The sequence below is a fragment of the Okeania sp. SIO2B3 genome (assembly GCF_010672525.1).
GTDB lineage: Bacteria > Cyanobacteriota > Cyanobacteriia > Cyanobacteriales > Microcoleaceae > Okeania.
Map to the genome: position 1 here is coordinate 1 of NZ_JAAHGH010000025.1, position 25307 is coordinate 25307.

Below are 25307 nucleotides of genomic sequence, written 5' to 3' on the forward strand. Positions count from 1 at the left end.
CTTAATATTTACTTGATAAATCAGCTCTAAAATGTTGTGTAAGTCCCCTAGCGATCGCGGGAGACGTAAAATTATTGATTTACAAGCATTATAGTCTAATTTTACCAGTTAAGTTGTGTAAGTCCCATTAGTGCTTCACAGAATGAAGTTTGGCTCTAAGCCTGAGTGATCGCTTCTATTGATTTTTAGGGTGCTTCACAGGATGTTATGTCTCTAAATAATCTAATAAAAGTGATACCCATAACCTAGAGACTTTTCACTGATAACTGAAAAAGGCGATCGCTTCTACTAGGTAACATAATTATCCGTACATCCGTGGCAAAATCCTTGTCTGACCATGTTCTTGTGTTGAATAAAAAGTCATGCATAGGTACGAGCAATCCCAATAATTACATACTACTATGATTTTTTTGCCGATGCAAGGGGAATTTCCTTTCAGCACCGATTTTTTTTGTAGCTTCACAAAATGCAGATTCTCTGTTTCTGGGCAAAATTTTGGCTTTGTGATTGAATAGTCAAATCTTCCTAGCGCTGACTTTTTCTTCATTTGTGCTTCACACAATAAGTTATTTTCTCTAACTCTGAGCGATCGCGACAGCGGAACGGAGTTCTATCGCTTCTATATTTCTCCTGCTAATGTAATGATTTTTAGAGTGCTTCACAGGATGTTTTATCTATAATCAAAGCGATACCCATAACCTAGAGACTTTTCACTGATAACTGAAAAAGGCGATCGCTTCTACTAGGTAGCATAATCATCGGTGCATCCGTGGCAAAATCTGTGTCTGGCGATGTTTTGGTGTTGAATAAAAAGTCATGCGTAGGTACGAGCAACCCCCAATAATTACATAGTACTATAATTTTTTTGCCGATGCAAGGGGAATTTCCTTTCAGCGCCGATTTTTTTGGATAGCTACACAAAATGCAGAATGCAGATTCGATAGTCCGTGTATCCTTGGCAAAATCTTTGTCTTGCCCTGACTTCTCTAACTCTGAAAAAATTTTTCCTGCGAAGCGAGAGGGAATAGAGAAAAGAAAAAGAGGGAAAAGGGGAAAAAAGAAAAGGGTTAAAGAGTTCTCCCGCCACCAAACACAATACGAAAACCAATAATGTAGTCAAGGTCTTCGCGCCTAATATAGTTGAAGCAAATCGCAGAACGGCAGTAACGAGGATAGTCGTTCCAGGAACCACCCCGCAGCGGTGAATAATTATCATATCCCCCAGTTTCCCAAGCACTACCATCAGTAGGCGCACCTTCATAATTATCATGCCAAACATCCTGACACCATTCCCAGACATTGCCGTGCATATCGTACAAACTAAAAGCATTGGGTCGAAAAATTCCCACATCTGTTGTTTCTTCTCGATATATTCCTTTCGGTGCATAAGCATAAGGATAATTGCCATTAAAGTTAACTAACTCAGACGTTATAGTTTCTCCAAAATAAAAAGGTGTTGTTGTACCTGCTCGACAAGCATATTCCCACTGACTCTCACTGGGTAAAAAATATAGTTTACCTGTTCTTTCTGAGAGTTTCTGGCAAAATTCTGTCGCGTCGTACCAACTTACTTGTTCTACAGGACGACTCGCACCTTGAAACCTAGAAGGATTATTTCCCATAACCGCTTCCCATTGTGCTTGAGTGACTGGATACTTTCCCATGAAAAATTCTGGTACATCTACATAGTGTTGCGGACTTTCTCTATCTTCTCTCCCTGCTTCCGTTTCTGGAAACCCCATGAGAAATCTACCTCCAGGAATTTTTACCATTTCTAGGGAGACTCCATTACCGAGGTTTTCAGTCATTACTTCTGCTTTACCTTGACAGCGACTTATTATTTCTCCTTTCCTGTTAACTTTGACGGTAGTAAATTTCTGAATGGGAAATTTTGGTCGTGGTGGAGGGGGAAGTGCCAGTGTTGGTTGTGGTGTGGGTGGCGAAGGTGTGAAACCTAAAGCTTCTAAGACTTCCGTAGCATTTTCATAACGCATGGGAAAATATTCATGTACCATCCTATCTAATATATTTGCCAGATGGTGACTTACTTGTGCTTCATTTCGCCAGATAACATTTCCTGTCTTGGAGTCTTTTTGTAAGTTGTGGGGATCTTTTCCTGTCAGTGCTTTTATTCCTACCATTCCCACTGCATAGATATCGCTACTCAGTTTTGGTTGACCGTTACTTTGTTCGCTTGGCATATATCCAGGTGTTCCGACTGCTACAGTAAAAGTAGTTGTTCCTTTCTGGTAAGTAGTTAATACACTTATTTCTTTTACTGCGCCAAAGTCTATCAATACTATTTTTTTATCTGACTTCCGACGCATCAAGTTTTGTGGTTTGATGTCTCGGTGAATTATATTTTTTTGATGAGCTACTGCTAATGCTGATAATATTCCTTTGAGTAAGGCGATGGTATAAGACTCGCTTAATTTTTTCCCCGGCGTAAGTTCTTTACTTATATCGTGCCCTTCTATATATTCTTGTACTAAGTAAAATTCTGTTCCTTCTTGGAAGTGAGCAAATAATTTTGGTATTTGGTCTGAGTCTTTGCCTAATTTGTACAAAGTCCTTGCTTCTCTCTCAAACAACTTTTGGGCAACAGGCAAAACTCCTGGGTCTGAACTTTTAGGTTTGAGGTGTTTAACTAGGCATTTCGGATTTTCTGGTAAGTGCAAATCTTCAGCTAAGTAGGTATCTCCAAAACCTCCACTTCCGAGAGAGTCAATAATTTTATAACGTCGTTCCAAGATTTTTCCAGACTGCATTTTCAGTTATCAGCTTTTATCACCTTTTTTAGTTATTAGACTTCTTCTTATTCAGTTATCAGTTATCAACTATTCTTCAACAATTAACAATTAAGTAAGTAGGCACGAATAAACCTTACTATGTAACAAAATGCAAACCAATTAAAACCCTTGAGATTGCTTCCTTCCACTCCGTTCCAGTCGCAATGACATAGTGATATTTAATTATGCCGGGCTACTTAAACTCATTCATTATCAATTATGTTAGTAGGCAAGTATGGTTTTTTGGCATAAGTTATTTGAGTATATATGAGCGCACCTTTTCCATTATAGATATAATATCATGTCAAGTTTTTTTGTCAACCCCCCCCTTTTTTCAGTTATCAGTTATCAGTTATCAGCTTTTTTAGTTATTAGTTACCAGTTATGAGACTTCTTCTTATTCAGTTATCAGTTATCAGCTATTGTTCAACAATTAGCAATTAAACTCATTAATTATTAATTATTAATTATTAATTATTCATTATTCATTATTCCTTCTTCTTATTCCAAAGGTGGCACAACTAAAGGTTGTTCTAATGGTTCTACTTCAAAAACTTCTTTTAATGCTTCATCTAAAGTTGGTTTCATCACAATTCGGTTTTCATAAGAAACAATAACTCTAGCTAAAGTTGGCAAACTATTTTGCTCTGCTTCTAAATAAATTGGTTCCACATAAAGTAAAGATTGATTCATTGGAATTACTAATAAATTTCCTTGAACTGCTCTCGATCCTTGACGGTTCCAAAGAGAAATTTGCTGGGATATTTCTGGATTTTGATTAACTAAAGCTTCTATTTGTTCAGGACCATATATTAATCGTTGTTTAGGGAATTGATATAAAAGTAATTTACCGTAATTTGGTGCATCCGCTCTAGCTGCCAACCAAGCAATTAAGTTGTTACGACTTGCTGGAGTATAGGGTAAAAAAAGAATAAATTCTTCTGAAGTTTCTGCTGGTAATTTTGTAATTAAATAATAAGGTTCTACTTTCTGCTGTTGATTACCATAAATCTCAATAGGTACCCGCCACAAATCTTCTCGATTATAAAATACACGGGGGTCATCCATATGATAAGTTGCTAATAGTTCGGATTGTACTTTAAATAAATCTACTGGATAACGGATATGAGTATAGAGACTTTTTGGCATTTCTGCTATGGGATAAAACATATTAGGAAAAACTTTTTTCCAGGTTGTAATAATTGGGTCTTTAGGGTCAGCAACATAGAATTTTACTGAGCCATTGTAGGCATCAATTACAACTTTTACTGAGTTACGAATATAATTAAATTCGTTATTTTCTGGGTCAGAATAAGGATAATGATCGCTTGTAGTGTAAGCATCAAAAATCCAGTAGAGATAACTGGGTGTTGTTTGAGTAACATCTTGTTTGTCGAATTGAGGATTAGCTACTACTAAATATGGGTCTTTATCGTAACGTAGAAATGGGGCGATCGCTCGAACTCTGTCATTAATATTGCGGCGATATAAGAGTTTAGTTTCAGGTATAAATTTATTAGTCAACAACATTCTCCAGTTCTTCAAATATTTAGCAAATATCCATCTTTTCCAGCTTCTACCAATGACGATACCACCACTGCCACCATAGGTGTTATAGGTGTTTGTTTCTCCACTGGGATAGTCTAATTCTCTATCTTTTTCCGCAGTGGAAGTAATTACATGAGTATTGGTAAGTTCTCCATAATAAATTCTAGGTTTACCAATAGGAATACTGAATCTAATTCTTTCTAATACTTCTAAGGTACTATTTTTTTCAAAAGTTGGATCTGGTCCGATATTTTTAACGAAATATTCTGGTAATCCACTTTCTTCTACTTGATTAACTGGAGAAAGAGTAAAACCATAGCCATGAGTATAGACTAAATGTTCATTGACCCAAGTTTGTGCTGCTTGAGGCACAGATTCATAGTTTAGTTCTCTAGCTGCGATGATTACTTGTTGTTTTTCGGTAGGATTATTTTTTGTTCTTTCTTCCTTTTTTTTCAGAAATGTATAGCGGTCTATATCAGCATTTTTAAATTCATAATATGGTCTAATTTCTTGTAATTGTCGATTGGTTTGTAAAATTGGTCTTGTATCCCAAAGGCGAATATTTTCGATGGTTAATTTATTATTTATTAAGTCAGTATAGGTAAGTTGATTTTCTGGATTAAATAGTTTTACTTCTAATTTTTCTGGGTCGAAATATGCTTCTCTAGTGAATTTAATACTACGTTGAATATATGGACTTTCTCTGTCTATTTCGTTAGGTTGTACGATGGTTATTTGTACAATTTTTGGTAATAACCAACCAGTTAGTACTGCGATGGTTAAATACCATGTTAATATAGCTCTTAATGAATAGCTATCAGCAAATAATTTTGCACTCAATTTTTTCTTTTTTTTCCTTCTGCGACTCAATCGTAAAAATCGGAGACTGGCTTCAATATAAGGCTGAATATCTTTAATGGAAAAAATGGCTTGCCAAAACAAAAATAATGCAATTAATAATGCTAAAACTGCCAAAAATATATAAGCAGGAAGCTGAATTTTGACATCTGTGTAGCCAGCACCATAAATAACACCACGTGGAGAGTAAAGTAATTCAAAACAACCTAGAAAGTAACTATAGGCTATGGTTAATATAAAGCCTCCTCCTAAAGCATGAAGATGTCGTTGTTGTTGTTGGGAAAATTGATAAAAGTTGCCTTTACTTAGACTGTTTCCAGACAATAAATAGATAAGAGTGCAAGCGACCAGTCCATATAAAAATAATCCTACTAACCAAAATTTTAATAGTTGTAATACGGGAATTTGAAAAACATAAAAACTGATATTGATATGAAATAAATCTTCTCTTTCAGCAAAGGGAGTAGCATTAAATAGTTGTAATATATTTCCCCAATGATTTGAAAGAATAAAACTAAAAATTAAACTTAGCACTATCGCAAATATACTTAACCATAATACGGGATTAATAATGACAATAATACCTAATACAATAAATAATCCGAATAGCCACCAGTTAGAAGGTATTTTACTGAATATTTGCCAAATTGATTCTATGCTAAATGCTGAAGGAATTTGTGGAGATACCTTCGCAACTGTGAAATCAGGATGCCAGTAATCAGTAAATACTTGAATATAATGGGTGAGAATAAGTCCTATTAATAAAATTAATCCTAACACTAAACATAACAACCCGCCTAGATTAAATGAGGGTTCAATACGCAACTTACTTGATGGCATAGTTACTGGTGGAATTAGCATTATTTCTTCATATACTTCGGTTTTTCGATTGTGATTTTTTTGATATTTAAATATACTCGCTACTCTGAGATTTGCTAAAAAGAAGACTGATGTAATTACAAAAGTAATTATCCATAACGAAGTTTCTGTTTGTAGTTTAGTTATTAGTACAGGCAAATAATTAAGTTCTTCAAACCATAAAATTTCAGCCAATATATTAGTAGATAAATCAAATATTACCCACAATCCCAATAGAATGATAAATATTGTTACTATCTGTAGGAAGTTGAGATTTTCTAGTGCTTTAGATGACCTAAGTTTTAGTCTGTAAAGAATATTGAATTTCATAGAAGTCAGGAGTCAGAATGAATAGGCTTAATACGATTTTTGATTTGTGAACTATTTTTTTTCAAATATACATTTCATATAAAGTATTTTAATGGCGCTTATTATTCATAACATTCTTTTTTAAATTTGTATAAAATATGGGTGTTGGTATTAGATACATAGGCTATAAAAGGTAGTAATGTAATAGGAATACTTGTCAAAAATTATATTTGATTATTTTCAATTTTAGCGTAGATATTTTAGTTAATTAAAAAACGTTTCCTGACAGAATGCTCCGCAAACAGCAGTTCAGCAGTCAGCCTTGCGCAAAGGGGATGAGCAACCCCTCCTAAAATTAAGCGACTTGCTCCCATCTCGGGGATGTTTTACTCAAGCTTTTCCGTTCCGGGATGCTCCACAAACAGATACCTAATTATATATATGCGCAAATTTTTAGGCGCTCTAGCTGATAGCTGATAGCTGATAGCTAGTTAAGAATTATATCACCTACATAGGGAATTACCTGATTTCTACCTCTTTGTTTTGCTTGATAAAGTGCTCGATCTGCTCCTGCAATTAAACTTTTACAAGTAGCTTCAGGAAATGCCATAATACTAGATACTCCTAAACTTAGGGTAACTTGTTGATATATTTGTGAATTTCGATGGGGAATCTCTAATTTATATACTTCTTGTTGAACTATATTGGCGATATGAATTGCTCCTTCTAGATTAGTATTAGGTAAGATAATAGCAAATTCTTCTCCTCCATAACGAGCTACTAAATCTGTAGAACGTTTGACTACTTTTGAGATAGCTTTTGCTACTTGCTGAAGACACTCATCACCTTTTTGATGTCCATAGGTATCATTATATTTTTTAAAAAAATCTATATCACACATTATTAAAGATAATGGTTTTTTCTCTCGTCCCATACGTAACCATTCTTTCTCTAAATATCGATCAAAACAACGTCTATTAGCTATTTTTGTTAATCCATCTAATGTAGCAAGTTGATATAATTCGTGATTAGCATTTTGCAGTTGCTGATAGAGTTGTGATTGTTGAATAGCAATTTCTAGTTGAATTCTTAACTGGTCTAATAAATTTATTTCCCATTGTTCCCACTGGCGTTTATTGCTACAGTTATGAGCAAACAATACTCCCCAAAATGTATCATCGTTAGTAGCATTAGGTCTAACAACTAAACTTTTTTCTTGAATATTATCTTTTTCTTTTGAGTTTAATACCCCACCGTCTACACGATGTTGACAATTAGCTAGGGTTTGCCCCATCCAGTTTTTGCTTCTTCCTTCTTCCTTCTTCCTTCTTCCTTCTTCCTTCTTCCTTCTTCCTTCTTCCTTCTTCCTTCTTCCTTCTTCAATAGTTGTAGATTTTTGGATAAAGATTGGCATAATTAAGCAAGCTTTTATTTGGAAAAAATCTAATAAATTAGTATAAGATAGCTTCACTGTGGATTGATAAATATCTGTAACAGCTATAATTTTATCTGATTTTTTTTCTTGTATAAACTGTTGAGTTGTAATTATATAATCATTAAATTCCCAATCTAACATTGAGGGTTTTCCAGGAGCTAAAGATTCTGCTAAAACAATAATAGATTTATCTAATATTTTACGTTGAATAATTACTCGCTCTGCCTGTAAAATATTACGCACTTCATCTACAGCCTTTTGTAGAATTTCTGATAAATTTAAAGACTGGCGAATACGCTCTGTTATCTTACGAATAAGTTGTTCTTGTTGAGTCTGTCTTTGTAGATAGTTTTCTGCTTGTTTACGTTCTGTAATATCGGTGTAGGAACCTACCATTCGTAATGGGTTTTCTTCTTCATCCCAAAGTGCTTGACCTCTATCCAAAATCCATTTATATGTATTATCTTGACATCGGATACGATATTCAGCAGTAAAGTACGGTGTTTGACGATTAAGATGTTCTTGAATAGACTGTATTACTAAATTAATATCATCAGGATGAATACGACTTTTCCAATCATTTACATGATTAAAAATCTCGGTTTCTGTATAACCTAAAATTTCTTGGCAACGGGTTGAATAAAAACATTCATTAGTTTGAATATTCCAATCCCATATACCATCATTATTACCACGCAATGCTAATTGCCAACGTTCTTCGCTTTTTTTTAAATCTAATTCTATTTGTTTACGCTGAGTAATATCTTTAATCAAGCCAATTAAATATTTGGGTTCTTGGGAAGTTTTGATTAAAGATATATTCAAATATGACCAAATAATTTTACCTTTTTTGTGAATTAAACGGCTATCGGTTGCATAATTTTGTATTTTTTCTGCCATCAGATACCGTAAATTAATTTCATGATTTTGCCGTTCTTCTGAATAAATAATATCCATCAAATTTAACTTTGATAAATCGGTGTTACTATATCCCAAAATATTTCTAAATGTTTGATTGACTCGGAATATTTTCCCTGATAAAGTAGCAAAAAATATTCCCATTATAGTCTGGTCAAAAGTCGCACGAAATTTTTCTTCACTTTCTCTTAGTACAGCTTCCGCTAAAACATAGCAAGTTATATCTTGAAAAATTACTTGATAGAATTTTTCATCATTCTCTAACTGGATAATTTTATAAATAATATTTACCCAAAGCCAATTGCCGTCTTTCCTCAAAGCCAGAATATTTGGTATAATATTTTTGCCTTTTTTTGCTGTTTCCAGTATTGTTGTTATTACTTTTTGTTGTATTTCTGGTGGATGAATTTGTTTGGCGTGCATTTGCACAAATTCTTCTCTCTGATAACCCAATATTTCTGTAGCTTTATTGTTAGCTTCTATAATCTTTCCCTGTAAATCAGCAATTAAAATTGCCTCGCCCGCATCTTGCATAAATGCACGGTACTTAAGCTCTGATTTTTTTAATTTTTCTTCAGTTATTTTGCATTTTGTTATATCAACATAAGTTGTAATAATTATGTCATTTAAACTTGATATCAAAGTAGATGTCACACTCAGCCAAATCACATCTTGATTTTTTTGAACTACTCCCATTTGTAAATTTTCAACAGTGCTTTTTTCTCTACAAGCTACAATCCAAGCATATTCTTCTTGTGGCATCTCTGTGCCATCATATCTGATTATTTTCAACTCTAATTTAGCAGATATAATTGACTTAGTTTCCTGCCATTGCCAACCAAAAATCTGCTTTGCTTTGTGATTAATTTCAATCAAATTACCTATATTATCTGTAACAAAAAATCCTATTTGTAAAATATTTAGTACAGCTTTATATTCCTCCAAACCCCGATATATATTTCGTTTTATTTGAGTCAAAGATTGAACACTATCTTGATTCATCCATAATGTTTTAAAGGAAATATTTTGCATTTTATGGAAATAATCAGTTGGTGAAAACCATGCTTTTTGCCTATTTTTATCGATTATATAGAAATTATCTAATTCAATAAAATGATGTTCAAATATGTGCTTTTCCCGGTCTCCATCGAGATATGGAAGTTGAGAATTATAGTTTTCTATCAGACTACGATTGAAAAGTAAAATAGGAGATGTTTTTGTACTATCATCTTCTACAGTTTCTTGAAAAATTGAGATTTTATCGTTAGTTATATCTGTTGAAATACCATTGATTTTAATCGGGTCTCCGTGGTCGTTACAAACAAGTTTAGCTCGAACATCTAACCATCTAATTTCTTGTTCAGAACTAGAAGAGTAACGAACTATCCTATATTGTAGTTTTAAGAATTTATTTGAGCTAATAATAGCTATAGAATCTTCTACTTTTTGTCGATCTTCAGGATAAATAACTTCTAGCCAGGAGTGAGGATTTTTTAATAAATCAAATACTGGTTTTCCGTAGATTATTTCAGCACTATCACTCAGGTAAATAAGATTTTTTGTTAATGGTTCAACTGACCACAACACACTTTCCATAGACGCGATAATATTTTGGCATATTTCCTGACTACTTGCACTATATTGATGAGAATTATTCATAGCCTAACAACCAGATTTATATAGGAAGTTGAAATTTTAAAGTTGACCTAGACATAACTTAATAAGAATAAAATTTTTCATCAGATCCTTGATTAATATGAGTTACTTTTAGCCATATTCATTTATACAATTTGACAACGAAGGATCGGGGAATTCTAATTTATAATTATTTACTAGCAATTATATAAATGGCTTAAGTAGTTATTCTTATTCTTTTCCGATAACTTTAATAATAATAATTTTATCAGCTATCATAAATTTAAAATACTTTTTAGACGGAGCGATCGCTGACATTATTAGTATATAAATAGAAGTTAAAAGTCATAAAATCAAGAGAGATAAATATCTGAATTAAATACCTTCCCTATTTGAGTGATGAGATTTTACTGACAGGGTGTATAGAAAAATTTTAGATTTTACGTATATCTTTGTATATTTGTATATATATAGCAATTCCCAAGAAGCGTGAGGTACAAAATTCCTTAGTTTTAGGGAACAGGGAATAGGGAACAGAAGACAAATCAAGATAGGTGTACCTCACACTTACTGAGAAACACTTCAAAACTTAAACAAGATTAGTTAAGTAGGGGAGTAGGGGAGTAGGGGAGTAGGGGAAATTTAAACATAATATGAAATATAAAAAAGAATGCTACGAATAATTTCCCTGCTGAAAAGACTTTTGTATTTATGTGTTGAATAAAAATACATGATTTAGGAATATTGAGAATGTAAAGTGTAAAATTCAAACTAGCCACTAATTTTATAATTTAATATCATGTCTCTTTAAATAACCACAATAAAAAATTGGTTGTCCTGCATAGTAATGGTAAAGATATATATTTTTTAATTTTTTCCCACACTTCCCACACTTGCCATACTTCCCACAATCTTTCTAGCATTACTATCACCACCAAAAAATTTAGGGAGTAGGGAAAAAGTGTAAAATTCAAACTAGCCACTAATTTTATAATTTAATATCATGTCTCTTTAAATAACCACAAGAAAAATTTGGTTGTCCTGCATAGTAATGGTAAAGATATATATTTTTTAATTTTTTCCCACACTTCCCACACTTGCCATACTTCCCACAATCTTTCTAGCATTACTATCACCACCAAAAAATTTAGGGAGTAGGGAAAAAGTGTAAAATTCAAACTAGCCACTAATTTTATAATTTAATATCATGTCTCTTTGAATAACTACAATAAAAAATTGGTTGTCCTGCATAGTAATGGTAAAGATATATATTTTTTGATTTTTTCCCATACTTCCCACAATCTTTCTAGCATTACTATCACCACCAAAAAATTTAGGGAGTAGGGAATAGGGAATAGAAAAATGCTTTAGTCGCTGTAGTCCATCTATGGGAAAACCGCTATAATTGCAAACCACAAAAACTATTTTTTAACTGCGAATTTCACAGTAAATATACTGCCTCGATCTAACTTTGAATAAACTTGAATAGTTCCTCCCATTCCTTCTACCAAAGTTTTAACAATAGATAAACCCAAACCAGCTCCACCAGAACGATTTCTAGCTTCATCCGCTCGATAAAAACGTTCAAAAATCTTAGCTTGTTGTGATAAAGAAATACCCTGACCTTTGTCACATACCTGAACAATTGCTTCACCACTTTCTTGACACAAATTTAAAATTATAGGAGAATCTTCACCAGAATATTTAACAGCATTATCAATTAAATTTAGTAAAACCTGTTTCAAGCGATTGCGGTCTACCATAACTTCAATTAACGATAAATTTATAGTTTTATCAATCTGATATTGTGATTTACCCACAATATTTTTTGAGTTTAAACTTAATTTACTAGCAATATAATTATTATTGATATTTTGCTCTGAACTGAGTTTTTTAGAGTGGCAAATCTGCGTAGAGACTAGATTATTGTTTTCTGTAATAATTGAATTTTTATTATCACTAAATATTTGCTCTAGATTAACAACATTACTTCCATTACCAAACCTCAGAATAATTTCTCGATCGCTAAATTGTTTAGCCATTTCTACTACTTCTGCTACCAAATCATTCAGTACAACCGCTTCTAAATGAAAATGAATTTGTCCACTATCTGCTCTAGCTAACTCCAGCAAATCTTTCAATAATTCAACAGTACGTTGTGCTTCCCCAGAAGCTATCGAAATAGCTTCTTTCTGAGTCTCTGTTAAATTATTACCCCTTCTCAAAAGACTCTGAAGATAACCAGAAACAATAGTCAAAGGAGTTCTTAACTCATGAGAAACATTACTCACAAACTGCCTTTGCTGTTCCCAAGAATCAGACAACCGACCCAACATAGTATCCAAAGTTCTCGCCAACTCCTTAACTTCACTAGGAGCGCGTTCCAAAGAAACAGTTGCTCGATCGAGAATATCAGCATTAACATTATCAGCAAGTTGACTAATATGACGCAGAGGCATGAGAGAACGTTGAATATAAATAGTTATAGCAAGTGTTACGGCAATTATTGCCAAAATACTCGCTACACTTAAACTCATCACCATCGTCACTAGCATCTTTTGATCACGGGAAATGTCTAGAGCGATATAAAGTTTACCAACATTCATCCCATTAACTGTTAAAGGACCACCACATAACACAAAATAGCGTCCATTTATTGGATATACTAAAGGTTTTGAGGGCATTTCAGCTAAAGATTTTAAAACAAAGTGGTCACTGTCACTCTGGAAATTTTGTGATTGAACTATCACAGTACCTTGCTGATTTTTGACCCAAATAAATACATTGGCCAATGTTAAATTATCAATAGCTTTCTGTAAACTTTCTTTGACGTACCACGTTTCACTATACATTTCAACATCTCTAGGAAAACGTTCAGCTATCTGCTCAATGTTATGCTTATGAGTAACTATCAACAATTGCTGCATCTTCCAACTTGTCCATAAGGCGACACTCCCCAGTCCTAATACTGAAAATAATGCAATACCCAATGTTAGGCGTGTCTGCAAAGAAGATGGCTCGAGTTTCCACCGCTCTAATCTGAGATTTTTAGGCCATTTAGGGATAAACTTCATCTTAAACTTAATTATGGGTAAAAAATATTTCAACTACAATTGTCATTAACTTAGCTACAGATCCTGAGAAAACCCTGATAATTTTGTGGATATATTCATACCTTCTGTTATTTGAAATTGCTACGCTGTAATTAGGAAACTATTTCTAGGAAAGAAAATTTCAAGAATACTTTTAGACACAATCATGTCTAGGGTAGTAACCATTAGGGAAAAGCAAATCACTAATTCATAAGTCTTATATTCCAACAAGAGTTATAAGAATTTGTAGTGGTTTGCTGTACAGGAGCAATAGGGAAAGACCCGATGAAACTTCGTCAAAAAACATTAATAGTTATTAGTATAGCGATCGCTAGTTTGATAGTGGTCTTGTGTATTACAGCATCGATGATGTTGTTTTATGGCTGCCAAAATTTGGAAGTAGATTACGTTTGCCTAGATGTAGCAAAGGCATTAAATCAATTAGATGATGAGATGTCTAATGTATCTGTAAGGACAAAACAGCAGAGAATATTTGCCTTATCAAAAAAGTTAGTTGATGAGAATAAACTAGAATCCAATACTATAAATAAATTGATTAATTTTAATTCAGTCGATAACTTTGGGATTAATCAAAAACTGAACTTTCTATTACGACTTAATGCTCAAAGATTCGCTCTACATCAACAAACAGAAATACTCATACCTGAAAGCTGGAAAAAATATCTACCTATAAGTAAAAATATAAGTCAACAAACAGGTATGATTCTTTTCTCAAAACCTCCTCTCTTAATTGCTTCTACTCCTATTGTGAATGAAATAGATAATCTAAACAACGACACCCTAATTTTTGGGCGCTACCTAGATGTAGATGATGCAACAATAAAAAGGTTAGCTGAATTAAGAAAATTCTCATTAACTTTTAATCAATGGGAAAATAACTCGCAACAAATTAATCAGCAACTGAAAACAGAAATAGTCCGACAACCTCTCAATTCCGATCGAGTCAATGGTTATACAACTGTCAAAGATATCTATACTCAACCTGCCATAATTTTACAAAGAGAAGTAGAGCGAATTATGCACCACCACAGTCGATCGTTTTGGAGTTACTTTATTCTTTCATGGGTAATAGTAGGTCTAGTTTTTGGGATCGTTATGCTTGTCGTCAGAGAAAAATTGTTAGTCTCTCGTGTTTCACAATTAAACAAAATAATCAATAAAATAGCTTCTAGTGGAGACCTTTCAATGCGCCTACCAATGCCAGGGGATGATAAATTGTCAAGCCTGGCTCAGACTATTAATAAAATGCTAGAAGCCTTACAAAATTCTCAATTTGAATGCCAATATAGCGAAGAACACTATAGATTAATGGCAGAAAACTCCACTGACATGATTTCTCGTCACTCTCCAGATGGGGTTTTCCTTCATGTATCCCCTGCTTGTCGTAGCCTCATGGGATATTATCCATTAGAAATTGTTGGTACTCATCCAAAAGAGTTTTTTGCACCTGAAGATATTAAAGCAATTGCCAAAGCCTATTATACTATTATTAAAAACCCCGTAACTTATACTATTGCCTACCGCGTCCTTTGTCGAGAAGGTAAATATATTTGGTTTGAAACCACTGCTCGTACAATTCGCGATCCTGAAACGGGAAAAGTACAAGAAATAATTGCAGTTTCTCGTGATATTTCTGACCGTAAACAAAGAGAACAAGAATTACAAGAAAGTGAAGCTGCTATTCGGAGATTGTATGAAATAACTTCTACTCCTTGTCAAGGTACAAATCAAGATAATTCTATTATTTTTTGTTTTAACGATCGCCTCCAAAAATTATTAGAAATGGGCTGTCAAAAGTTTGGCCTAGAAATAGGAGTATTATCTAGAATTGAAGATAATAAATATACTATTGTTGCAGCTAAAACTCCAGATAATTCTATTTTGAAAGGAGAAGAATTTGACTTAGAAAAAACATTTATTTTTACAGCAATAGCAGAACAACCAATATGTTTTGAATCCATTCGATATTCAGGTTTCTGTATCACAGTAGATATGGCTTTCCAAATTGAGGCTTATATGGGAATGTCAGTTATGGTGGGAGGCTCAGTTTATGGTACTCTCAATTTCTGGAGTCCTCAAGCTTTAAATGAACCTTTGAAAGCCGTAGATAAAGAGTTATTAAAACTAATGGCTCAGTGGATAGGTGGAGAATTAGAACGTCAACAAACCGCTAATGATTTAGCAAAAGCTAGAGATGAAGCACTAGCTGCAACTAGAGCAAAGAGTGAATTTCTAGCTACTATGAGCCATGAAATTAGAACCCCTATGAATGCAGTTATTGGCATGACTGGTTTACTATTAGATACTCCTCTAAAAATAGATCAAAAAGATTTTGTTCAGACTATTCGTAGTAGTGGTGAGACTTTACTTACACTCATTAATGATATACTTGATTTCTCAAAAATAGAATCTGAAAAACTAGATTTAGAAGCAAATCCTTTTGATTTACAAAATTGTCTAGAAGAATCTATTGACTTGTTAGCAGCAAAAGCTAGTGAAAAGAATTTAGAACTTGTCTATTTCATCACTCCAGAAACTCCAACTACTATTATCGGAGATATTACTCGGGTACGTCAAATTTTAGTTAATCTCTTGAGTAATGCTGTGAAATTTACTTCTCATGGTGAAGTATTAGTTTCTGTTAGTAGTAGAAGACTAGAAATAGAAGAAAATTCACTTGAAGAAGGAAGAAGAAAGAAGGAAGAAGGAAAAAGGGAGAAGGAAGAAGAAAGAGGGAAGAAGGAAGAAGGGAGAAGAAAGAGGGAAGAAGGAAGAAGGAAAAAGTGGATGGAGACTCAAACTTCAACCAATTTTCAATACCCTGTAGACAGCGGAGTATTAAACCCAAAAGAAAAAGATAATTTCAGAGTAAAAAATAACTCAGAATTTAATAATTGTGAAATTTTTCCCGTATATGAAATACATTTTTTAGTCAGAGATACAGGGATTGGTATTCCTGCTACTCGCATGAATCGTTTATTTAAGTCTTTTAGTCAAGTTGATTCTTCTACCAGTCGGGAATATGGGGGTACAGGTTTAGGATTAGTTATTAGTAAAAGATTAGCTGAAATGATGGGTGGTCAGATGTGGGTAGAAAGTATGGGTGCAGTTGGAGGTAATCCCCCAGCAGGCTATAAACTTTTAGATGAAAAATTAGGTTCAATTTTTCATTTTACAATAGTTGCAGAATGTAGCATTCAAACTGTCAAAGATAAATTAATTCAAACTAATTATTTAGATAAAGATCGACATAATTTAATAGATAAAAGAATACTAATAGTTGATAATAATAGTACAAATAGAAAAATTTTGTTGAAACAAACTGAATTATTGGGCCTGATAGTTAGTACTGCTAAAAATGCTACTCATGCTTTAGATTTAATAGCTAAAAATTACAAATTCGATCTAGCAATTATAGATATGCAGATGCCAGAAATTGATGGTTTAACTTTAGCAAAGAAAATTCGTCAAAATCCAATGTATCGGGATTTACCTATAGTAATTTTGACTTCTTTCAGTAAGCAAGAAATAAATATTTATCATCAATTATTTACAGCCATTATTAATAAACCTGTTAAACAATCTCAGCTTTATGAAGTCTTACTAAATATTTTTTCTGGTAAAAGTATTGAAATTAGAAGCACAAACAATAATAGTAAATGGAATTCTCAAACTATTCCTTTATTAGCAGAGCAATTACCACTGCGAATATTATTAGCAGATGACCATTTAGTTAATCAAAAAGTAGCTTTACAAATTTTACAACGCATGGGATATCGTGCTGATGTTGCTAGTAATGGTTTAGAAGTTTTAGAAGCTGTATTTAGTTTGCCTTATGATGTAGTTTTGATGGATGTACAGATGCCTTTGATGGATGGTCTAGAAGCTGCTCGTCGCATTCGACAAGAATATGAAAATATCACAGAACATCCCGAAAAAGTTTCTCAGCGAAGACCTCGAATTATTGCGATGACAGCTAATGCAATGCAGGGCGATCGCGAAGAATGTATAGCAGCGGGAATGGATGATTATATTAGTAAACCAATAAAAATGGAGCAACTTATAGAAGCTTTAAGTAAATGTAAGTCTGTCGTGTCAGAGGGAAAGGAAACATTGACTTTCCCACAATCAAATTTATCTCCAGCAACCGATCGAGACAATAATCACATTTTTACAGAACAAACTATTCTTGAGAGTAAGGTAATAGAAGGGTTAAAAGAAGTAGAAGCTCTAGATGAAGTAATAGATATTTATTTAGATACTTCTCCCGAACTTCTAGAGAATATTAATATTGCCATTAATCAAGCCGATCCACTTATACTTAAAAATGCTGCTCATTCTCTCAAATCTATTAGTGGTACTCTAGGAGCAATGACTCTTTATAAAATTTGTCAAAAATTAGAAATTATGGCTCGTTTAGCTGATGAGTCAGAAAATTCTACTCCAGCAGAAGCAATAGATATTTTTTCTCAGGTTAAAGTGGAGTATGAAAAAGTTATTGCTGCCTTGAAAATAGAGCGGCAGAAATAGTAGGAGCGGGTTCCGCGTTAAGTTAATGGTGTAACAAATTATTCACAAAACCCGCCCCCAACCCAAAAATGTAGCTCTTTTAATAAAGGTACGATAATTATATGATTATAGTCAAAATGGTTTTTATTTTGTGACTATTTGTATTTGACAAAGAGAATGTTTACTGGGAGTTATCGATAATCATAAAATGATTTTAAATAGGTATGGCGAAGTTGTTAATTTTAACTGGTTTAATTTAACAAAAATTTATCCTTATATTAATCTTGATGCTTTTATAATTATGCCTAATCATTTTCATGGGATTATTGAAATAACGGATAATAATAAACATCACAAAAGACATGGTTTGCCTGAAATCATCAGAGGTTTGAAAACATTTTCAGCCCGTAAAATTAATCAGTTGCGAAAAATTAAAGGTGTTTCGGTATGGCAAAGAGGATATTATGAACATATTATCAGAAACGAAACATCATTAAATAATATTAGAGAGTATATTTTTAACAATCCAGTTAATTGGTGTAATCATAAAATTCATACTGAAAATATATTTTCATTTCCAAAACAATTTAATATCAAAGGAATAGGAAATATGATTAATAGTCACAAAAATTAACTCGTAGGGGTAGGTTCATCCATTGAATTATCAGATCAGAAATTAACATCATAAACCCACCCCCCATCACCATGAAATTGCAAAATATTTTAATCACAATACATCAATCCGTAGGGGTAGGTTCATCCGTTAAATTACGATACCCGACAATTAATTGCATAAACCAACCCCCATCATAATTATTAATTGCACAATATTTATTCCTGGGTTTGGGGCAGGTTTAGTTAATTAAATTATCACCATCAAAATTAATGACAGAACCTGCTCCCTAAAATCAATAATCCTGCAACAAAAATTTGATTAGCGAACTTTTGACTTACTACCTTTAAAACCACTCCATCCAATAGTCAAATAACAACTAGCAAGCAATAAGCTAGTCAGACCTATTCGGACACTAGACTTAACTGCTGTTAGTTGGGAACTTTGTTGTGCTTTTTGTTTATTTTGCTCTAATTGTTTTGTTAATTGAGTACGAATTTCTTCTGTTCTTACTTTCAAAGCATCAGGATTATTTTTAAACTTTTCTAATTCAGCTAATTGTTCTTTACTAAGTTGCTCTTGACTAATATATTCTTCTAATTTCTGATTATTTTTAAGTAAGCTCGCTAGTGAACTTTCTCTTTGACCTAGACGTTCCTCTAATTGCTTTTGAGCTATAACAGCATCCTCATTTAGCTTTTCAACATTCTGATTGCTTTGTGCTACTGCAGTACTAATATGTAAAGGAATTAACAACAGAAACATAATCCCACAAAAAAAAGATAATAAGTAAATCCAGAACTTTAAGTTACTCCAACTAACTTTTGCTTGGGGTGGAGCAATACCAAGAATTTCTTCAAAACCGTAACCACAAAACATTAGGGCTATTCCTAAAATTGGTAAAATTCCCCGTTCAATTATCTGGGTCGTGAAGTTTAGTCGCCACTCTATATCTCCCAAATTAAAAGGAAATAAGAGTAACATAGAGTTGATGATGGCGAAAAGTACCATAATAATACCAGATAATTTCAGAAATTTGGCTGCTAGGGCTGGTACTGGACTAATATTACTTCCTTTCATAACTCCAATTTCATAATATGGTTGTCCATAATTTTATCTTGTTTGTGGCTCCAATATCAGGGTATAGGAAATACCAGAGTTGGGAAAGATGGAAACTAAAGATATGGACTTTTTTTGTGCTGTGAGAAATTATCTATATAAAGAGGGAATAGTTAGCGATCGCCAAGGCAAAAATTTACAAAGATAAAAATTATTTCGAGTAACCAGAGTGACGTTAGATTCGAGCTGACTAAGTTTTACTAATTTATACTTGATGGAAAACTAAATTATGGAGTAAAAATCATCCTACTCAATACCCTATTGATTCGTTGCATATCATTTCTAAAATTTTATAAGACCTTCAGCTGGTAATTCCGTATTTATGCTAATTGACGCTCTTGTTTTTTCTGATGTAAGATATATTTGTAACTAAAAAAATTGAAGCCAACTTTGAGTCTAAGTAGGCAAATAAATCTATCACCATAGGTTGAAACTGCGAAGATTTATATTTGGCATTAACTTGCTTAAGTGACCTAATAGCACAGGTACTAATCTTTATAAATTGTAAACCTTAGATTTTGTAAATATTTACACGCAAACCTATGAAAAAATTATTAACAGCTATTGCTTCTACCCTGGCTTTAAATTTGGGAACAGCGGGAATTGCTACAGCATTTCCATTTAACTTTGCACCACCACCACCACCATCTCTATTTCCACCACCACCACCACCACCCTCATTATCACCACCACCTGTTCCACCTCTATTTACACCTCCTTCACAAATATCACAACCTACAGAAGTTAAATATTGTAAGATATCAAACCCCATCGGTGCCGCTCAAGCACTATCAAACCCGGCCAAAGCTTGTGTTGCTAGTAGTGTACCAGAAGCTTTTAGTAGATTGACGACTTTCACTATGGGTAATCCCCAGCCAGCAATAGAAGCAGCACAATGTTTAAAAAATAGTTATCCTGAAGACTATAGCAAAGCGTTAGAATATGTAACCATTACAGATGGTTGTAAAGTTTACGGTGACTAATTAATATTTGAGTCTGGGAAAAAACTCCTCTTATGTTAATTAAATAAAATCCTAAATATTTACTGGTAATTAACACCCTCAAAAATAAGAGGGTTTTTTTATTTTGAAGGAAGCTATAGCGCTGTGCGCAGGCAACAGCTCCGAAAGGCAACAGCTCCGAAAGGGGGAATCAATTGCCGATAACATAAGACTTTTAGGTATTTGGCCTCTCCTGCAATTTGTAAATATACCAGCGCTCATTGCTATAACTGGAATTAAATTTTAAATATTTTGTAGGTTGGGTTAAGCCACAATAGAACCCAACAGTTACTAATTCTGGCGTTGGGTTTCCTTTGTATTTTGATGAAAGTTACTCATGGACGAAACCCTCAAAGTCCCCCGCCAACCAAATCTACTATTGATAATTTATGGATAAGAATTTGATAGCTATTTTCTCGCGATCGCTTGAGAATCAACAAATTTGTTACAACTTGAAAAAAGACACATTTGCTTAACTTCGTTGTCTCTAGAATGAGAATAAAATCTACCTAAAAAAATAAGGGAGTTTCAACGAGACTCCCTAATATACTTAATACTGACTAATAATATTAAACTATTCACTCACAAACAAAGAATCTATTTTAATGATTTACTTTTGAGACTTGCGCTTAGTAGCAGCAACCAAACCTCCGACAGCCATTAGACCTAATAAAGTAGAAGGCTCAGGTATAGATTCAGATAAGATACCACCTCCTGATGTAATAGTGAAATTATAGAGACCTTCATGAGAACCTTCAGGGTCGTCATCAAATACTGTAGCTAATTCGTCAGGTCCACCAAACTTGTAGACATAGCCTAGTAAAAGGCCGTCACGCTCAACTGCCACAACTTCACTGAAGTTGAAACCTGAACTATGGTTGTTATGGCCTGCAAGTTGGAAGGATATATCACCATTTCCTTTCTTTTGTACTGTAGCAACGTTGGGGTCGCTGAATCTCCCCACTTCTGGGTATTCTCCACCCTGACCTGTAAAGAATGCAAAACCAGCTTCATACGCTCCCTGAGAAGAACCAAAATCCTCTAAACCACTACCTGCGGTTGAAATTCCTTCATTATACCATTGCAGGAAAAAGTCATAGCCGGAACCATCTCCATTTAAATCTGCTGTCCAGTCATTCCAAGTCATGCTACGGAATGTAACGTCTGAGCCATCATCAAACAAAACTTCCAAAGTTGTGGGATTCATAAGATCCACGACATAAGGACTGCCTAGCTGACCAGATAATTCGACATTACCAGGACCATTAAGAGCCTCAAGTGCAGTACCAACACCAGGGTCTAAGTCACCTTGAACTGGATCGTATCCATATATTACATGATCTCCAGTGACTGTAGCGCTTGTAATGCTTACTGCTAATGCTGGAGCGCCGAATACTGCACTCATACCAGCTACAACGGAAGCACTTGCTAAAAATTTCTTTACTAATCCTGCCATAATTTTTGTTTCCTTGGTTTAATCTGTGTTTTGTAACAGTTAGCTAGATTGAAAAATATTAGTGACTGGTAAAATTGAAATTTATCTATTATGTTTATCAAAGCATAAGTAACAAGATGTTATGTGTGTTTCAAATCACTTAAGTTGATGATTCTTGTTTACTCTTTTGTATAACAATGCACCTTTAGTTAGGTTTTATATTGTTTGCCAGTCATTTAAGTTTTTTTATTTCACTTAAATTCATTATAAGCAGTTTTATAACCGAATGTCTATATTTTTCGGTGATTTTTATATGAAATTTTAGTGAAGCTTAGTACTCAGAAAAACTCCTATAAAACACTTATGTATTTCTACCGAAATCATTATCAATACAAAAATTATCGTCCATATAATGAATTAATTACTTCTATAAATAATCATTTTTTCCCATTTCAAAAAAATCCAAAATAAAAGATAGTGTTTTCCCAGGATATTCTCAGGAAACACTTACTATGACTAACTTTAAAATTAATTTAACCCACTATAGCGCTGTGCGCAGGCAACAGGCAACAGGCAACAGGCAACAGCTCCGGAAGGGGGAATAAATTGCCGATAATATAAGACTTTTAGCTATTTGGTCTCTCCTGCAATTTGTCAATATACCAGCGCTCATTGCTATATTGCGTTAACAACATTATTTCTGCAAAAACACTGAAATTTTCTCCACAGCCCTTGACAAAATCTCCGACTTATGAACCAAAGCAAACCTCACATATCCCTCTCCAGCCTTGCCAAAACCAGCTCCTGGGGCCACTGCTACCCCTGTATTTTTCACTAAGTCCACACAGAACTCCATAGAATTATTGGCCCATGCTTCCGGCAACTTTGCCCAAACATACATAGTGGCCGATGGAGTAGGCACAGGCCAACCAATTTTATGCAATGCCCTAACAAACACATCCCGACGTTGGCGAAAAATGTCCACAGTTTCTCTAACTAGCTTTTGAGGGCCAGTTAAAGCAGCGATCGCTCCATTGAGAATGCCCTGATACTGATTAAAATCAATACAAGCTTTAACCTGTCGCAAAGCTTGAATTAATTCAGCATTACCAATGGCATAACCTACTCGGAAACCTCCCATACTATAAGATTTTGACATAGTAAAAAATTCTATAGAAACACTTTTTTCTGGGTCAGCTTGAAAAATAGAAGGAGCGATAGATTGTTTTTCGGGTGCTTCAGAAAAAGTATCGAAAACAAAGTCTAAATATGGAGCATCGTGAACTAAGACTAAATTATGTTTTTGACAAAAAGCAACTGTTTCTTGGAGAAAAGACAAAGGAGCGATCGCTGTTGTGGGATTATGAGGATAATTCAAAATCATCATTTTTGCCTGAGATAAGACAGCTTGAGGTACATCTGCCAAAATAGGTAAAAATCTATTTTCTGCCAATAAAGGCATTGGGTAAACCTGACCCCCTGTCAAAAACACCCCACCACTATGAGAAGGATAACAAGGGTCTTGTAGTAAAGCAAAATCACCAGGATTAAGTATAGCCAAAGGTAAATGAGCTGTACCTTCCTGGGAACCAATTAGAGGTAAAACTTCAGTTTCTGGGTCTACTGGAATGTCAAATTTATCCATATACCACTGAGCTGCTGCCTGCCGAAAAGCTTGAGTGCTAGAAAATAACGAATAACCATGAGTAGTAGAGTCTGACAAAGATTGAGCGATCGCTTCTAAAGCTTGGGGAGGCACTGGTAAGTCAGAAGACCCTAGAGACAAATCTATCAAATCTTGTCCTGCTGCTTTTGCTAATGCTTTTGCTCGGTCCATATCGGCAAATACATTAAAGCTTAGGGGAGCTAAACGTTGTGATAATTGCATTTTGATTCCACCTCTGAATTGACTTGTGTAGTTATTATCTACTTTACTTTGGCCAAATATTTGTCAATCTTCCAATACCCGCATTTTTGCGCAAGTCCCTTAGTAGAAAAAGAATCTGAATTGAGCGATCGCTCTAGGTTTTTCCACCAACCTCTGAAGCACATTTGTCGTACATTGTATTATTGCGACATACGCATTAGTAGAAAAAGAATCTGAATTGAGCGATCGCTCTAGGTTTTTCCACCAACCTCTGAAGCACATTTGTCGTACATTGTATTATTGCGACATACGCATTAGTAGAAAAGGAATCTGAATTGAGCGATCGCTCTAGTGGAGGATGGCGGAAATAACTAACCAGTTAAAAAAGGTTCAAAAGCTTGTAAAATAACCTTTCTTCCCTTCTGCCTTCTGCCTCCTGCCTTCTGCCTTCTTGCACTAGGTTTCTCCACCAACCTCTGAAGCACATTTGTCGTACATTGTATTATTGCGACATACGCATTAATAGAAAAGGAATCTGAATTGAGCGATCGCTCTAGTGGAGGATGGCGGAAATAACTAACCAGTTAAAAAAGGTTCAAAAGCTTGTAAAATAACCTTTCTTCCCTTCTGCCTTCTGCCTCCTGCCTTCTGCCTTCTTGCACTAGGTTTTTCCACCAACCTCTGAAGCACATTTGTCGTGCATTGTATTATTGCGACATACGCATTAGTAGAAAAGGAATCTGAATTGAGCGATCGCTCTAGGTTTTTCCACCAATCTCTGAAGCACATTTGTCGTACATTGTATTATTGCGACATACGCATTAGTAGAAAAAGAATCTGAATTGAGCGATCGCTCTAGTGGAGGATGGCGGAAATAACTAACCAGTTAAAAAAGGTTCAAAAGCTTGTAAAATAACCTTTCTTCCCTTCTGCCTTCTGCCTCCTGCCTTCTGCCTTCTTGCACTAGGTTTTTCCACCAACCTCTGAAGCACATTTGTCGTACATTGTATTATTGCGACATACGCATTAGTAGAAAAGGAAAAAATATGTTAACTAGGAAGTTTTCAGCACAGATAAAACCAATCTCGCCTATCAAGCATTCGTCAAATTATATGAACATCTCAACCAAATACCCCCATCTGTAGAAATTTAGGCGTACCCTTAGCTAGAGGTTTAGGAAGTTCAGCGACTGCAATAGTCGGAGGTTTACTCGGAGCAAATCAACTGGCGGGACATCCTTTGAGTCAAACAGAAGTAATGAATTTAGCGATCGCCATTGAAGGACATCCAGATAATG

The 25307-nt window shown here is 34.3% G+C and carries 14 protein-coding genes and 1 pseudogene; 4 read left to right on the forward strand and 11 right to left on the reverse strand.

The window, feature by feature from the left end; genetic code table 11:
- Positions 1 to 699: 699 nt before the first annotated feature.
- The 6 genes from F6K15_RS18355 to F6K15_RS18380 all read right to left on the reverse strand — a co-directional run bounded on the left by F6K15_RS18355 (position 700) and on the right by F6K15_RS18380 (position 13427).
- Entirely contained in the window at positions 700 to 834 is a 135-nt protein-coding gene (locus F6K15_RS18355) for a hypothetical protein (RefSeq protein ID WP_293063044.1), read from the reverse strand.
- Positions 835 to 1067: 233 nt separating this feature from the next.
- Positions 1068 to 2768, reverse strand: coding sequence for a bifunctional serine/threonine-protein kinase/formylglycine-generating enzyme family protein (locus tag F6K15_RS18360; RefSeq protein WP_293063046.1), 1701 nt, complete (start codon positions 2766 to 2768; stop codon positions 1068 to 1070).
- Between the two features lie 522 nt (positions 2769 to 3290).
- Positions 3291 to 6386, reverse strand: a complete 3096-nt coding sequence (locus tag F6K15_RS18365) for a UPF0182 family protein (RefSeq protein ID WP_293063047.1) — start codon at positions 6384 to 6386, stop codon at positions 3291 to 3293.
- Positions 6387 to 6852: 466 nt separating this feature from the next.
- On the reverse strand, positions 6853 to 10377 hold the full coding sequence (locus tag F6K15_RS18370) for a PAS domain S-box protein (protein WP_293063048.1): 3525 nt from the start codon (positions 10375 to 10377) through the stop codon (positions 6853 to 6855).
- 1155 nt (positions 10378 to 11532) lie between these two features.
- Positions 11533 to 11769, reverse strand: a complete 237-nt coding sequence (locus tag F6K15_RS18375; RefSeq protein ID WP_293063049.1) for a hypothetical protein — start codon at positions 11767 to 11769, stop codon at positions 11533 to 11535.
- 5 nt (positions 11770 to 11774) lie between these two features.
- The gene (locus tag F6K15_RS18380) at positions 11775 to 13427 is read right to left on the reverse strand and encodes a cell wall metabolism sensor histidine kinase WalK (RefSeq protein ID WP_293063050.1); all 1653 of its coding nucleotides are present in this window, start codon (positions 13425 to 13427) and stop codon (positions 11775 to 11777) included.
- Between the two features lie 303 nt (positions 13428 to 13730).
- Between F6K15_RS18380 and F6K15_RS18385 the strand changes: the two genes are divergently transcribed.
- Complete coding sequence (locus F6K15_RS18385; RefSeq protein WP_293063051.1) at positions 13731 to 17996, forward strand: response regulator; 4266 nt, start codon at positions 13731 to 13733, stop codon at positions 17994 to 17996.
- Between the two features lie 187 nt (positions 17997 to 18183).
- Positions 18184 to 18609: a transposase gene (locus F6K15_RS18390; RefSeq protein ID WP_293063053.1), complete on the forward strand. Its 426-nt coding sequence runs from the start codon at positions 18184 to 18186 to the stop codon at positions 18607 to 18609.
- A 300-nt stretch (positions 18610 to 18909) separates the two neighbouring features.
- Here the strand turns inward: F6K15_RS18390 and F6K15_RS18395 are convergent, their stop codons facing one another.
- Positions 18910 to 19668 (reverse strand): HpsJ family protein, encoded by a 759-nt coding sequence (locus tag F6K15_RS18395; protein WP_293063055.1) that lies wholly within the window; start codon positions 19666 to 19668, stop codon positions 18910 to 18912.
- Between the two features lie 581 nt (positions 19669 to 20249).
- On the opposite strand from F6K15_RS18395, the gene F6K15_RS18400 reads away from it, so the two are divergent.
- Positions 20250 to 20690, forward strand: a complete 441-nt coding sequence (locus F6K15_RS18400) for a hypothetical protein (RefSeq protein ID WP_293063057.1) — start codon at positions 20250 to 20252, stop codon at positions 20688 to 20690.
- Positions 20691 to 21318: 628 nt separating this feature from the next.
- On the opposite strand, the gene F6K15_RS18405 is transcribed toward F6K15_RS18400, so the two are convergent.
- The 4 genes from F6K15_RS18405 to F6K15_RS18420 all read right to left on the reverse strand — a co-directional run bounded on the left by F6K15_RS18405 (position 21319) and on the right by F6K15_RS18420 (position 24799).
- Entirely contained in the window at positions 21319 to 22164 is an 846-nt protein-coding gene (locus F6K15_RS18405; protein WP_293063059.1) for an NF038130 family PEP-CTERM protein, read from the reverse strand.
- A gap of 673 nt (positions 22165 to 22837) precedes the next feature.
- Complete coding sequence (locus F6K15_RS18410; protein WP_293063060.1) at positions 22838 to 24031, reverse strand: LL-diaminopimelate aminotransferase; 1194 nt, start codon at positions 24029 to 24031, stop codon at positions 22838 to 22840.
- Positions 24032 to 24130: 99 nt separating this feature from the next.
- Complete coding sequence (locus tag F6K15_RS18415) at positions 24131 to 24292, reverse strand: hypothetical protein (RefSeq protein WP_293063061.1); 162 nt, start codon at positions 24290 to 24292, stop codon at positions 24131 to 24133.
- A 294-nt stretch (positions 24293 to 24586) separates the two neighbouring features.
- Positions 24587 to 24799 (reverse strand): hypothetical protein, encoded by a 213-nt coding sequence (locus F6K15_RS18420; RefSeq protein ID WP_293063062.1) that lies wholly within the window; start codon positions 24797 to 24799, stop codon positions 24587 to 24589.
- A gap of 405 nt (positions 24800 to 25204) precedes the next feature.
- Between F6K15_RS18420 and F6K15_RS39095 the strand changes: the two are divergent.
- Positions 25205 to 25307: pseudogene (locus F6K15_RS39095) on the forward strand (homoserine kinase); the annotation flags it as partial.